At 71.1% G+C, this 13,591-nt stretch carries 11 protein-coding genes; 8 read left to right on the top strand and 3 right to left on the bottom strand.

What is annotated here, in order from left to right:
- Positions 1-112 precede the first annotated feature (112 nt).
- Both CW362_RS24855 and xylA read right to left on the bottom strand, forming a co-directional pair.
- A complete protein-coding gene (locus CW362_RS24855) occupies positions 113-706 on the bottom strand; it encodes a hypothetical protein (protein WP_103551753.1) in 594 nt (197 codons plus the stop codon).
- Between the two features lie 587 nt (positions 707-1,293).
- Complete coding sequence (xylA, locus tag CW362_RS24845; RefSeq protein WP_103551752.1) at positions 1,294-2,460, bottom strand: xylose isomerase; 1,167 nt, start codon at positions 2,458-2,460, stop codon at positions 1,294-1,296.
- Positions 2,461-2,658: 198 nt separating this feature from the next.
- Here xylA and xylB point away from each other — a divergent pair, with 198 nt between their 5' ends.
- The 8 genes from xylB to CW362_RS24805 all read left to right on the top strand — a co-directional run bounded on the left by xylB (position 2,659) and on the right by CW362_RS24805 (position 12,782).
- A complete protein-coding gene (gene xylB, locus CW362_RS24840) occupies positions 2,659-4,104 on the top strand; it encodes a xylulokinase (protein WP_103551751.1) in 1,446 nt (481 codons plus the stop codon).
- Positions 4,105-4,243: 139 nt separating this feature from the next.
- Complete coding sequence (locus CW362_RS24835; RefSeq protein ID WP_103551750.1) at positions 4,244-5,452, top strand: ROK family transcriptional regulator; 1,209 nt, start codon at positions 4,244-4,246, stop codon at positions 5,450-5,452.
- A gap of 220 nt (positions 5,453-5,672) precedes the next feature.
- On the top strand, positions 5,673-7,157 hold the full coding sequence (locus CW362_RS24830) for an APC family permease (protein WP_103551749.1): 1,485 nt from the start codon (positions 5,673-5,675) through the stop codon (positions 7,155-7,157).
- Positions 7,154-8,167: an acetamidase/formamidase family protein gene (locus tag CW362_RS24825; protein ID WP_103551748.1), complete on the top strand. Its 1,014-nt coding sequence runs from the start codon at positions 7,154-7,156 to the stop codon at positions 8,165-8,167. The genes CW362_RS24830 and CW362_RS24825 overlap by 4 nt, the downstream gene beginning before the upstream one ends.
- Before the next feature lie 114 nt (positions 8,168-8,281).
- On the top strand, positions 8,282-8,881 hold the full coding sequence (locus tag CW362_RS24820) for an N-acetylmuramoyl-L-alanine amidase (protein ID WP_103551747.1): 600 nt from the start codon (positions 8,282-8,284) through the stop codon (positions 8,879-8,881).
- A gap of 136 nt (positions 8,882-9,017) precedes the next feature.
- A complete protein-coding gene (locus tag CW362_RS24815) occupies positions 9,018-10,319 on the top strand; it encodes a GAF domain-containing protein (protein WP_103551746.1) in 1,302 nt (433 codons plus the stop codon).
- 134 nt (positions 10,320-10,453) lie between these two features.
- Positions 10,454-11,977: an aldehyde dehydrogenase gene (gene adh, locus CW362_RS24810; RefSeq protein ID WP_103551745.1), complete on the top strand. Its 1,524-nt coding sequence runs from the start codon at positions 10,454-10,456 to the stop codon at positions 11,975-11,977.
- 370 nt (positions 11,978-12,347) lie between these two features.
- A complete protein-coding gene (locus CW362_RS24805; RefSeq protein WP_103551744.1) occupies positions 12,348-12,782 on the top strand; it encodes a hypothetical protein in 435 nt (144 codons plus the stop codon).
- A gap of 55 nt (positions 12,783-12,837) precedes the next feature.
- Here the strand turns inward: CW362_RS24805 and CW362_RS24800 are convergent, their stop codons facing one another.
- The gene (locus CW362_RS24800; RefSeq protein WP_103551743.1) at positions 12,838-13,563 is read right to left on the bottom strand and encodes a cytidylate kinase; all 726 of its coding nucleotides are present in this window, start codon (positions 13,561-13,563) and stop codon (positions 12,838-12,840) included.
- Positions 13,564-13,591 lie beyond the last annotated feature (28 nt).

The following is a 13,591-nucleotide window of genomic DNA, read 5'->3' as shown; positions in this document are numbered from 1 at the left end:
TGTCGAGACGACCGTCACCTACGTGCGGCTGCCGCGCGGTATCTGATCCCAAAAGCCCTTCGGAGCGGCACGCGCGCGTGGACGACGGACAGCGCCCACGCGCGCGTGCCGCTCACCTCAGCGGTCCGGTGAGCTTGTGGCCGCCCTTGCCGACGCCCGCGGCCAGGCTGCACGTGACCTTGTCGATCCCGGTTCCGTAGGTCCCGGTGTCCGGGTACTGCACGAGCGTCTCGCGCACCGTGCCCGCGGCCTGGCCAGCCGCCTTCCGCTCCAGGGGAGACGCGCACAGCGCGGACGCGGCTTCCTTGAGGGCCGCGTCCGTCGTGTAGGTGCCGTCGAGTTCGGTGACCGTCACGACCTCGGCGTCGTGCGGCCGGGCGCACTCGCGCTTGGTGGCCTGTCCGGGCTCGGCGTCGTCCGTGTCGAAACAATCGCCCTTCCGGAGCATGTAGTAGGGCACCTCGTCGTCCGCGAGGGACGGGAAGAGGGATCGCAGATCGCTGGGCACGAGCCCGGTGGGCAGGTCCGTGGGGAACGACGGCACGACAGTGGGCAGGCCCGAGGGAAGCGACGGGAGTCCGGACGGGAGACTCGGCGGGGGACTCGACGACCGCCCGGTGCTCTCGGTGGGGGACTTCTTGCCCTTGCCGCCGCCGCCCGTGGCCGTCACGGCCACGGCGACGATCACTCCGAGACCGACGATCACCGCGATGACGAGGAGCAGGCTGTTGCGACGCCGCCTCCCAGGGGGACCACCGGGCCCGTCCGGCTGTCCGGGCGGTGGCCCCGGCGGCGGTCCGGACGGCGGAGGCGGCCATCCCCCGCCGCTCCGCCCAGGAGGCCAGTCGCCCCCTTGCCCCGTCGAACCGTAGGCCCCGGAGGAAGAGCCGTCGTCTCCCCGAGGGGGGCCGAACCCACCCGGTGGAGGCCCGTAGCCGCCAGAGGACGGAGGTCCGTAGCCGGCCGAGGACGGTGGCCCGTAGCCGCCCGAGGGCGGCGGACCGTAACCCCCGGACGACGGAGGACCGTACCCGCTCGAACGCGGGCTTTGGACGTCGTCCTCGGAAGGATGCGTTCCTCCCTGCGACCGTGGCTGCTGAGGCGGTTCGGGCGGCATGGCCATACCATCCAGAGTCGCCTCGAATCCGGTCATCGCGCGACCCTCGCGCGGAAGTTGATACGGACTCATGCCATGGATCGCACGATTCCGGAATTTCCGCGCGAAGAGCGGCCGCCACGGAGGGCGGGCCGGACCCGCCGGAAGGCGGGTCCGCTCCCTCGAAGGCGGTCCGATCAGCCGCGCGCGCCCAGGAGGTGGTCCATCGCCAGCTGGTCCAGCTGCTCGAAGGCCATGCCACGCGCGGCCGCGGCCTCGACGTCGAAGTCCTCGAAGGCGGTCCGGTCGGCGAGCAGCCCCGCGAGGCCGTCCTCGGCGGTGGGCTGCGCCAGCTCGTGCAGGCGCGAGGCACGCAGGGCCGCCTGGACCTCGGGGTCGGCACGGAACGCCGCCGCGCGCTCGCGCAGGATCAGGTAGTTGCGCATGCAGCCCGCCGCCGACGCCCACACGCCGTCGAAGTCCTCGGTCCGCGGCGGCTTGAAGTCGAAGTGCTTCGGGCCCGCGTAACCGGCGCTCTCCAGGAGGTCGACGAGCCAGAACGCGGCCCGCAGGTCGCCCGCGCCGAACCGCAGGTCCTGGTCGTACTTGATCCCGGACTGGCCGTTGAGGTCGATGTGGAACAGCTTGCCCGCCCACAGGGCCTGCGCGATGCCGTGCGGGAAGTTCAGGCCGGCCATCTGCTCGTGACCGACCTCCGGGTTGACGCCGTACAGCTCCGGACGCTCCAGGCGCTCGATGAAGGCGAGGGCGTGACCGACGGTGGGGAGCAGGATGTCGCCGCGGGGCTCGTTCGGCTTGGGCTCGATCGCGAACCTCAGGTCGTAGCCCTGCGAGGTCACGTACTCACCGAGGAGGTCGAAGGCCTCCTTCATGCGGTCGAGAGCGACACGTACGTCCTTGGCGGCACCGGACTCGGCTCCCTCACGGCCGCCCCAGGCGACGTACGTCTCGGCGCCGAGCTCGACCGCCAGGTCGATGTTGCGGACGGTCTTGCGCAGTGCGTAGCGGCGCACGTCGCGGTCGTTCGAGGTGAACGCGCCGTCCTTGAAGACGGGGTGCGTGAACAGGTTGGTGGTGGCCATCGGCACCTTGAGGCCGGTGGCGTCCAGGGTCTGCCTGAACCGCTTGACGTGCGACTCGCGCTCACTGTCCGAGGACCCGAAGGGGATCAGGTCGTCGTCGTGGAAGGTCACTCCGTAGGCACCGAGCTCGGCCAGTCGCTGGACGGTCTCGACCGGGTCCAGGGCGCGCCGGGTGGCGTCGCCGAACGGGTCCCTTCCCTGCCAGCCGACGGTCCACAGGCCGAAGGTGAACCTGTCCTCGAGGGTGGGCTGGTAGTTCATGCCGCGGCTCCTTGCTAGCTCCGACTATTTCGTCATGGCGGTTTACAAATTAGTATGCGGACGCATCTCTGGGAAGAGACGAAGTAGGAAACCTGGTCACATCGATCCAGGGACGAACTGCGGGATCCGGACCGTGGCGGTCCGAAAACCCCCGTGACCAGCACAGATCCCGCGGAGCCGCGGAAGAGGGAGAGCCCGATGTCAGCAGCCGAGGGTCCGCTCGTCGTCGGGGTGGACTCGTCCACCCAGTCCACCAAGGCCCTGGTCGTCGACGCGTCGACGGGACAGGTGGTGGCGAGCGGACAGGCGCCGCACACCGTCTCCACCGGGGCGGGCCGCGAGAGCGACCCCCGTCAGTGGTGGGACGCGCTGTGCGAAGCCCTGCGCCAGTGCGGAGACGCCGCCCACGAGGCGGCGGCGGTGTCGATCGGCGGGCAGCAGCACGGGCTCGTGACGCTCGACGCGCACGGCGAACCCGTACGACCCGCCCTGTTGTGGAACGACGTGCGCTCGGCGCCGCAGGCCCGTCGGCTGGTCGAGGAACTCGGCGGTCCGAAGGCCTGGGCCGAGCGGACCGGCAGTGTGCCGGCCGCGTCCTTCACGGCCACGAAGTGGGCCTGGCTCGCCGAGCACGAGCCGGACGCCGTCCGGGCGACGGCGGCGGTCCGGCTGCCCCACGACTACCTCACCGAACGGCTCACCGGGCAGGGCACCACCGACCGCGGCGACGCCTCGGGCACCGGGTGGTGGGCCTCCGGGAGCGAGGCGTACGACGAAGAGGTGCTCGCCCACATCGGTCTCGACCCCGCCCTGCTCCCCCGCGTCGTCCGGCCGGGCGAGGTGGCCGGGACGGTGCACGCCAGGGGTGAGCTGCCGTTCTCACGGGGCACCCTGGTGGCGGCCGGGACCGGGGACAACGCGGCCGCCGCGCTCGGCCTCGGGCTGCGCCCCGGCACCCCGGTGGTCAGCCTCGGCACCTCGGGGACCGTGTACGCCGTCTCGACGCACCGCCCGGCCGACCCGACCGGAACGGTGGCGGGATTCGCGGACGCGCACGGCGGCTGGCTCCCCCTGGCCTGCACACTGAACTGCACGCTGGCCGTCGACCGGTTCGCCGCGCTGCTCGGCCTCGACCGCGAGGCCGTCGAGGCCGGCTCCTCGGTGACGTTCCTCCCCTATCTGGACGGGGAACGGACACCGAACCTGCCGCACGCCTCGGGACTGCTGCACGGGCTCAGGCACGACACGACGGGCGGGCAGTTGCTCCAGGCCGCGTACGACGGTGCCGTGTACTCCCTGCTGGGCGCCCTCGACCTGGTACTGGACACGGACGCCGACCGTTCGGCGCCGTTGCTGCTGATCGGCGGCGGGGCACGGGGCAAGGCCTGGCAGCGGACCGTGCGCCGACTCTCGGGCCGGCCCGTCCAGGTGCCCGAGGCCAGGGAACTGGTCGCACTCGGCGCCGCCGCCCAGGCGGCGGGCCTGCTGACGGGTGAGGACCCGGCCTCGGTCGCCCGGCGCTGGGGCACAGCCCGCGGGCCGGTGCTCGACGCCGTGGAGCGGGACGAGGAGACGCTCGCGCGGATCACCGGGGTACTCTCCGACGCGGCCCCGCTGTTCGAACGGGAGCCGGACAGGAACTGATCAGGACCGACCGTGCCGCCCCCGGCGTGACCGGCTCTCACGAGTGACGTCCCGTGCGGGCGGCACCGGCCGGGCCGGCCGGTGGGGACGGGCACCTAGACAGGCCGACGGGACCGGCCGGACGAGGATCGACGGAAGCATGACCGCACCGCTGCACGAGGCCCACCCGGCCGGCTCCGGCCGACGACTGCCCGACACCCAGCAGGGCATGCGCCGCCGCAACCTCTCCCGGGTCATGCACACCGTCGGCGACGAGGGGCCGTTGTCGCGTGCCGCCGTCGCCTCCCGCATCGGTCTGACGCGGGCGGCCGTGTCCACCCTGGTCGACGAGCTGATCCGCACGGGGCTCCTCGAAGAACTGGGGCCCGAGCGGCCCGGCAGGGTGGGGCGGCCCGGTTCGGCGCTCACCGTCAGCGGACACGGTCCCGCCGGGATCGGCGCGGAGGTGGGTGTCGACCATCTCGCGGTGTGCGCGGTCGATCTCCGGGGCACCGTGCGGGCCCGCGCCGTGCGCCACGGCACGAACCGCGGCCGGCCGGCCGGGCCCGTGATCCAGGAACTGACGGCACTGGTGCACCAGGTCGTCGCCGAGGCCGACCGGGAAGGACTGTGGCCCGCCGGCCTCGCCGTCGCCGTCCCCGGACTCGTGGCACGTGACGCCCGGACCGTGGTCCGGGCCCCGAACCTCGACTGGCACGACACGGACCTCGGTGAACTGCTGCCCACGGAGTGGCCCTTGACCGTGGACAACGAAGCCAACTTCGGCGGGCTCGCGGAACTCTGGCTCGGGGACGCGGCACCTCGTGACTTCCTGCACGTGTCCGCGGAGATCGGCATCGGTGCCGCGGTGCTCGTGGACGGGCGGCTGCTGCGCGGGACCCGTGGTTTCGCGGGCGAGCTGGGGCACGTTCCGGTGCGCCCGGAGGGACCGGAGTGCCCGTGCGGCGGACGCGGGTGCCTCGAACAGTACGCGGGCGAGGAGGCGGTTCTGCGCGCCGCAGGACTCGAACCGGGTGAGGACCGGGTCGGGCTGCTGTCCCGGCGCGCCGCCGACGGCGACCCGGACGCGCGGCGTGCCCTGCACGACGCCGGAACAGCGCTCGGCATCGCCCTGACCGGGGCGGTCAACCTGCTGGACCCGGAGACGGTCGTGCTGGGCGGGGCCCTCGCCGGGCTCGCGCCCTGGCTGCTCCCTTCGCTGGAGGGCGAGTTGACCCGGCGCACGGCGGGCCCCGCCTGCCCCGTGTCCGTTTCCCGCCTGGGATCCGAGGGACCGCTGCTCGGCGCGGCGCATTCGGTGGTACGCGGGGTGCTCGACGACCCGGCGTCGGTGGCCGGACGGCCGTAGGCGCGACGCACGAGATGCGGTGAGCGGAGCAGCTCTCGGAAAACCCGCCGCCACCCGCGGGACGTCCCCCGTGCGGGTGATCGGGTTGTCCACATTCCGCGGGCCGTCCACGGACCCGCGCCTGACTCTTCCTGCCCAACCGGCAAGCGCCGTACCGTGATTCACGCGAGGCGCAGCCGTCCTGCCGACGGTTGTGTTCCGGTCGGATCGGGGGATTCAGATGTCGGAGGAGGCGGTTCCGGGCCTGCGGCGTGAGGCGATCGGCCTGCGCGAGGTCCTGTTCCAGAGCATCACGGCGATGGCGCCTGCGGCGGCGGTCGCCGCGTCCGTCCCGTCCGGAGCGGCGTTCGCGGGCGGCAGCCTGCCCCTGGCCGTGCTGATCGCCCTGGTGGCCTGTCTGTTCACCGCGTCGTGCGTGGCCGAGCTGGCACGTGAGATGCCCTCCGCGGGCTCGGTGGCCACCTACACGGCGCGGGGACTGCACCCGTCCGCCGGATTCCTCGTGGGCTGGGGCTACGTGTTCGTCGAGGCGCTGGTGCCGCCGCTGCTCCTCCTTCAGCTCGGATTCACGACGGCGGGCACACTGCACCAGGAATGGTCCTCGTACCCGGACGACCTCTGGTGGCCCTGGTCGCTCGCGGGCGCGGTGGTCATCGCGGTGGCGGGCTACCGGGGAGTCCGCGCCTCGGCCCGGTTCGGCACCGTCCTCGGCGTCTTCGAAGTGCTGGTCTTCCTCGTCTTCGCGGTATGGCTGATCGTCAGGGCCGGCGGGGACAACACGCTGTCGGTGTTCGGGACCTCCCACACGGCCGAGGGCTACGACGGGATCAGCGGCGTGTTCGCGGGATCGGTGTACACCGTGCTCGCCTTCGCCGGGTTCGAGGCGGCGGCCCCGCTCGCGGAGGAGACCAGGGACCCGCGCCGCACGATGCACCGGGCCGTCCTCGGCGCGGCGCTGGCCATCGGGTTCGTCTACGTCCTGACGACGTACGCCATGTCGGTGTACTTCGGTCCCGACCGGTTCGCCGGGTTCGGGGCCTCCGGCGCCGCCTCGTGGGAAGGCGTGGCGCGCGCTTCCTTCGGGCTGTTCTGGGTGCTCGTGTTCCTCGCGGTGGTCAACTCGACGATCGCCAACGCCAACGCGTGCGCCACCGTCTCCACGCGAACGGCCTTCGCCCTGGCCAGGATCCGGGTCCTCCCCGCGTTCTTCGCCCGTGTGCACCCGAGACACCGCTCCCCCGCGGCCGGGGTGGCCGTGCAGTGCGCCGTGGCCGTGGCCGTCATGCTGGGGCTCGGTCTCGCGTACGACCCGGTGACCGCGTTCCTGCTCCTCGCGACGGTGATCGTCACCGTGGTGATCGGTGTGTACATCGTGGTCGACCTCGCCTGTGCGGGCTACTTCCTGCGCCGTCGACGCGAGTTGTTCGACCCCGTCCGGCATCTGGTGTTCCCGCTGCTCGGCATCGTCGCCTTCGTGCCCGCGCTGCTGACCGCCGCGGGTCTGCCGGTCTTCGACTTCGTGACCGGACTGACCGCGCCGGTGTCGTACGCCGGGCCGGTCGTGGGTGTCTGGATGTCGGTCGGTGCCGTGATATTGATCTTCCTGCTGCGCCGCCACCCGGAGCGCATAGCCGCGACCGCCCGTGTCCACCTCGACGAGACCTCACCCCCCGCCCCTTCACAGAGCGGAGCCGTGCAGCCATGAGCGACCCCCGGGTCCTGACCTTACGCCCCGCGCCGGGCGAGTTCGCCTGGACGTTCGGCGGCGCGCCACCCGTGGCACGCGTCGCGCCGGGCACCGTGCTCGATCTGTACACCGAGGACTGCTTCGCCGGACGGGTGCGCTCCGAGAAGGACCTGGTGTCCGAGGTCTGCGAGTTCCCGTTCCTCAATCCGCAGACCGGTCCCTTCCATGTCGAGGGAGCGGAGCCGGGCGACACGGTCGCGGTCCACTTCGTCTCGATCGAGCCGGCCCGTGACTGGGCGGCTTCGACGACGGTCCCCCTCTTCGGAGCCCTGACCTCCACGCACACCACGGCGTCCCTGCAGCCACCGCTGCCGGAGACGGTGTGGATCTGGCAGCTCGACCGGGAGCGCCGGACCGCGCTGTTCAGCGCACGGGACAGCGACATCCGGATCGAACTGCCGATGGATCCGATGCACGGCACCGTGGGTGTGGCGCCCGCGAACCTGGAGGTGCGCTCCGCGCTGGTGCCCGACGCGCACGGCGGGAACATGGACACGCCGGAGATGCGGGCCGGAGTGACCTGCTACCTCGGGGTGAACGTCGAAGGGGCCCTGCTCAGCCTGGGCGACGGGCACGCACGCCAGGGCGAGGGAGAGACCTGCGGAGTCGCGGTCGAATGCGCGATGAACACGGTGGTGATCGTCGAACTCCTGAAGGGAGTCGCCACCCCCTGGCCGCGCATCGAGTCCGACACCCACATCATCTCGACCGGCTCGGCGCGCCCGCTGGAGGACGCCTTCCGGATATCCCAGCTCGACCTCGTGCAGTGGCTGGTGCGCGACTACGGGTTCAGCGAACTGGACGCCTACCAGTTCGCGACGCAGACGGTCGAGTCTCCGCTCGCGAACGTCTGCGACACCAACTACACGTGCGTCGCCAAGCTGCGCAAGGAATGGCTGCCCGCGCGTGAGACTCATCGCGGACTGCACGCCCGACTGCGCGAGACGGCCGCGGCACTCCGGCGCTGACACAAGGCCCGCGCGGCAGGCCCGCCCGGCCCTCCGCTTCCGGCACCCGCTTCGACCTGCCCGGCTCCGGGCCGCGGGTTCTCGGCCCACCCCCACCGACGAAAGGCCAACCCCATGGAGCGAGCACAGTCGTTCCCGAGCCGACGGCGGCTGCTCAAGGGCGCAGCCCTCGCGGCCCTCCCCTACGCGTTGCTCCCTGGTGCCAAGGCGACCGCGCAGCCGGCAGCCGTCGACTATCCGGGCGCCGAGTGGATCCCGGCAACCGGCTCCAACTACACGGCCTCCGACCGCCCCTACAGCTACGAGCTCGACTACGTGATCATTCACGTCACCCAGGCCTCGTACGTCACGACCCTGTCCATCTTCCAGAATCCGCAGAAGAAAGTGTCCGCGCACTATCTCGTGCGCTCGGCCGACGGCCATGTCACCCAGTGCGTGAGGGAGCGCGACGTCGCCTGGCACGCGGGCAACTGGGACTACAACACCAGAAGCATCGGAATCGAGCACGAGGGCTGGATCGACCGGCCCGCCTACTTCACCGACGCCCTCTACGAGGAGTCGGCCAGGCTCACCGCCGCGGTCTGCGACCGGTACGGCATTCCCAAGGACCGCGCCCACATCCTCGGACACTACGAGGTACCGGGCACCGATCACACCGATCCCGGGCCGAACTGGGACTGGACGCGCTACATCAGACTCGTCAACTTCGCCTGACCTGGGGGCGGACCTCGCGGCGCCCCGAACAGGCGCGCCGCGCGGCACCGGACGGAAGGGAGGCGTCACACGGGTTGTCCAGGCCCGCTCCCGGAGTGACGATGGGCCCAGTCGCATCGCCTTCCGGGAGGCCGAGTTGACCGATCCTTGGGTGGCCCTGGAACCGGGGACCGATCCCGCCGAGCGGGGTCGGCTGCTGCGCCGCGCGTACGAATCGTTCACCGAGGGCGGCACGGTGCCGCGGCCGGTGCGTACCGTGGTGGCGGAATCCTGGCGGCGGTCGGCGCGGGCGGGCGTCGTACCGGAGAGCACCGCGAGGGTGGAACTCATGGACGGGGAGCTCGGTTCCTACCGGGCGGAGCATCCGCTGGCGCGGGTGATGCCGTTGTTCCGGGAACTCATGGGAACGTTCGCGGCGGACGGGGAGCATCTGCTGGCCGTGTGCGACGCGCAGGGCAGGCTCCTGTGGGTCGAGGGCCATCCGGGAACACGGCGGCAGGCCGGGCGGATGAACTTCGTGCCGGGCGCGCGGTGGTCGGAGTCGGCGGTCGGAACGAACGCCCCGGGCACGGCGGTCGCCGTCGACCGGCCGGTGCAGGTGTTCGCGGCCGAGCACTTCATCCGGCGTGTGCAGTCCTGGACCTGCGCGGCGGCCCCCGTGCACGATCCGCGCACCGGACGGGTGCTCGGCGCGGTGGACATCACCGGCGGGGACGGGCTCGCGCATCCGCACAGTCTCGGCTTCGTCCAGGCGGTGGCGCGGGCCGCCGAAACCCATCTGGCGCTGCTCGCACCTCCTCGGGCCATGGCCGACGCCCTCGAACTGACCGCCCTGGGGCGCGACGAGGCCCAACTGGTCGCGAACGGACGGAAGATCAGGCTCAGCCGTCGGCACAGCGAGATCCTCGTGCTGCTGGCCCGGCATCCGGAAGGTCTGACGGGCGACGAGTTGCAGTGCGCCCTGTACGAGGACGAGTCGGTGACGCCGGTGACCCTGCGGGCCGAGCTGGCACGGCTGCGCAGGATCCTCGGACCGGGACTGCTGGGTTCGCGTCCCTACCGGCTCACCCGGCCGGTCGAGTCCGATGCGGCGGTGGTGGAGCGGCGGCTCGGTACCGGCGCGGTGACGGCGGCCGCGGCGGTGTACGCCGGTCCGCTGCTGCCGGGTTCGACGGCACCGGCGGTGGTACGGCTGCGGCGACGGCTCGCCGACGGGCTGCGGACGGCGATCATCGCCCGGCGGGACCCCGATCTGCTGGCCGACTGGGCCCGGGCGCCGTGGGGCGAGGACGATCTCGCCGTCTGGCGGGCACTGTCTGCGCTGCGCCCGGCGGCGACCGTGCAGGCGCGCGTGGCGGAGCTGGAGTCCGAGCAGGGCGTACCGGTCGGACGGGTGCACCCCGCACGCGACGGGCGTGCGCGACCGCAGCCTCGCTGACGCGGTGAGGCGCGGCCCGCCCGCTGGACGGGGCGGCGGTTTCGGGCGCGCAACGTCGTTGCAACGTCCGGGTTCCTAGCCTCGCGGCGAGAGCTGCCCGACGGCGGGCAGCGCTTCTCCGGGAGGCAACCAGCATGACCCGATACGCGGCGCCCGGCAGCGAAGGCGCGATCGTCTCCTACCAGGCGCGTTACGACCACTTCATCGGCGGGGAGTACGTCGCGCCGGCTCGCGGGCAGTACTTCGAGAACCCGAGCCCGGTGAACGGGCAGCCGTTCACCGAGGTCGCGCGCGGCACCGCCGAGGACGTGGAACGCGCGCTGGACGCGGCACACGCGGCGGCACCCGCGTGGGGGCGCACCTCCGTGACCGCGCGCGCCGACATCCTGCTCAAGATCGCCGATCGGATGGAGGCGAACCTGGAGAAGCTGGCGGTCGCGGAGTCCTGGGAGAACGGCAAGCCGGTCCGCGAGACGCTGGCGGCCGACATCCCGCTGGCGATCGACCACTTCCGCTATTTCGCGGGGTCGATCCGTGCTCAGGAGGGTTCGCTGAGCGAGGTCGACGACGACACCGTCGCGTACCACTTCCACGAGCCGCTGGGCGTGGTCGCGCAGATCATCCCGTGGAACTTCCCCATTCTGATGGCGGTGTGGAAGCTCGCTCCGGCGCTGGCGGCGGGCAACGCGGTCGTCATCAAGCCGGCCGAGCAGACGCCGGCGTCCATCCACTACTGGATGAGCCTGATCGCGGACCTGATCCCGCCGGGTGTGGTGAACATCGTCAACGGCTTCGGCGTGGAGGCGGGCAAGCCCCTGGCCTCCAGCGCACGGGTGGCGAAGGTCGCGTTCACGGGTGAGACCACCACTGGGCGGCTGATCATGCAGTACGCCTCGGAGAACATCAAGCCGGTCACGCTGGAGCTGGGCGGCAAGTCCCCGAACATCTTCTTCGACGACGTGTGGGCGCAGAACGACGACTTCCGCGACAAGGCGCTCGAGGGCTTCACGATGTTCGCGCTCAACCAGGGCGAGGTGTGCACGTGCCCCTCGCGCGCCCTCGTCCAGCGCGGCCACTACCGCGAGTTCATGGAGGCGGCGGTCGCCCGCACCGAGCTCATCAAGCCCGGCAACCCGCTCGACACGGACACGATGATCGGCGCGCAGGCGTCCAACGACCAGCTGGAGAAGATCCTCTCCTATCTGGACATCGGCCGGCAGGAGGGCGCCAAGGTACTCACCGGCGGTGAACGCATCGAGCACGACGGGGAGCTGAAGGGCGGTTACTACGTCCAGCCCACGATCTTCGAGGGCGACAACCGGATGCGGATCTTCCAGGAGGAGATCTTCGGCCCGGTCGTGTCGGTGGCGTCCTTCGACGACTTCGACGACGCCATCAAGATCGCGAACGACACGCTGTACGGGCTCGGCGCCGGCGTGTGGACGCGGGACATCAACACGGCCTACCGGGCCGGACGTGCCATCCAGGCCGGCCGGGTCTGGACGAACTGTTACCACGCATATCCGGCACATGCGGCATTCGGCGGCTACAAGCAGTCCGGCATCGGCCGCGAGACCCACAAGATGATGCTGGAGCACTACCAGCAGACGAAGAACCTCCTCGTGTCGTACTCGCCGAAGAAACTGGGCTTCTTCTAGACACCCAAAAAGGCGCCTGACCTGGGTTTTACCCGTCAGGCGCCTTCAGCCGGCCTCTCTCGGAACCTCCGGCAGGCCATCCGGCTCGCCGAGATGTGCGGCCGGCTCCGGGCCGTTTTCGAACACGGTGCGCAGCAGGTCGTGTCGCGGCGGCAGTCGCCGGACCGCCGCGGCCGACGCCGTGCGGTGCACCGGACCACGCAGCGGAAGTCCACGGTCGCCAGGAACACCGGCGTGGAGGCGAACTCGTGCGCCGCCCCCGCCACAGGTCGCTCTGCCGGGGCGAGAGCGCGGTCGCGGCCGCCTCGCCGGTGCCGTCCGTCCCGTCCGGCTATGGCGTGGAGCACACACGACATGTTCCCATCGGCGGGTGGACCAAGTACTTATCAGCCTCGTCGCCGTTGGCGGCACACTCATGGGTGCTCTGCTCGGTTACGTCCTCCAACGGCAGTCCGCCGACCGAAGTGAGCGCAAGGCCGCGGTTCTCACCTACACCGGCGCCATCACCGAGACGATCCGTGGACAACAGGACTGGTGGTACCGCCAGGACGAGAACCCGGAAGGTCCCGAGCACCGGGCAGCACGGATCGAGGCACACAGGCTGCGTGGCGTGGCCCGGCAAGCCATCAACGGCATTGCGTTCTACGTCGACGACGACGGACTCCTCGACCTCGCGGAAGCCACCTTTCAGGTCGCCAGCGACATCCACCGAGCAGATGGCAGAGGTGAGTTGGACACCAGAACCGCGGCCGCCCGCGAATCGCTCCGCATCTTCATCCATCACGCCTCCGAGAAGGTGCGGTAGAAGGAAGCCCTGGGCAAGGCAGGTCTCGGCGGCATGAACAGCCGACGGCACGAAGTCAGATCCGGCGAGAAGCCAAGACGGTGTGCGGGAGGGTGAGCTGGTCGACGTCCATACGCACGACGGCGGCCAGCCCAGGGGCGGCGGTGTCGGCGAGTTCCAGCAGGGCGTCGCCCTGGCGTCCCAGCCGCCAGTCGACGTAGGCCAGCAACACCTGGTGCAGCTCTCTGATGCCCTCGCGGGCCGCGTCCAGGGTCGGTTCGCCGATGAGGTGGGAGTTGTCCAGCACAAGATCGAAGCAGGAGCGGTCGGTGTAGAGGTCGACTTTCCGCTCCCGCCAGAGGTAGGCGCGGGTGAATGCGTCCTTCTCGTCGAGCAGGCGCAGGCTGTCGTCGGTGGAGATGACACCCGGCAGTCGTGAGACGCTGCACTTCCAGGCGCGTGAGGCCCGATCCGAACCGAGCCAGACATTGATCTGTCGGCCCGGGTGCAGCCACGGTGCGAGCACGGCGTCCACCACCATCGGCTCGTCGGTCTCCAGAAGTGCAGCGATGGATTCGTCCGCCCGGCGATCGGCGAACCCGCCCGCGCGCATCGACTCGATCTCGCGCAGTCGACTGAACCAGACCTGATCAGCCGAGCCTGCTTCCAACCGCAGTTCTCCCAGAAGCAGATCGGTGAAGTGCACCGCACGGAAGCCGAGTGTTTCGGCCAACAGTTTCGTGTGCGTCGTCTTGCCCGCGGCCGTGAGGCCACTGATCACGATCTTCTGAGTCATCTTCACCTCGCGATCAAAAACGTTTGGCGTGCAC

Origin of the sequence: Streptomyces populi, assembly GCF_002911015.1 — a bacterium.
GTDB classification, from domain to species: Bacteria; Actinomycetota; Actinomycetes; order Streptomycetales; family Streptomycetaceae; genus Streptomyces; species Streptomyces populi.
This window is presented reverse-complemented; position numbering and strand designations above follow the sequence as displayed.

Bases quoted from the DNA above. Each gene is read 5' to 3' on its own strand.
- xylA (WP_103551752.1), bottom strand. From the start codon at position 2,460: ATGAACTACCAGCCCACCCTCGAGGACAGGTTCACCTTCGGCCTGTGG.
- xylB (WP_103551751.1), top strand. From the start codon at position 2,659: ATGTCAGCAGCCGAGGGTCCGCTCGTCGTCGGGGTGGACTCGTCCACC.
- CW362_RS24835 (WP_103551750.1), top strand. From the start codon at position 4,244: ATGACCGCACCGCTGCACGAGGCCCACCCGGCCGGCTCCGGCCGACGA.
- CW362_RS24830 (WP_103551749.1), top strand. From the start codon at position 5,673: ATGTCGGAGGAGGCGGTTCCGGGCCTGCGGCGTGAGGCGATCGGCCTG.
- CW362_RS24825 (WP_103551748.1), top strand. From the start codon at position 7,154: ATGAGCGACCCCCGGGTCCTGACCTTACGCCCCGCGCCGGGCGAGTTC.
- CW362_RS24820 (WP_103551747.1), top strand. From the start codon at position 8,282: ATGGAGCGAGCACAGTCGTTCCCGAGCCGACGGCGGCTGCTCAAGGGC.
- adh (WP_103551745.1), top strand. From the start codon at position 10,454: ATGACCCGATACGCGGCGCCCGGCAGCGAAGGCGCGATCGTCTCCTAC.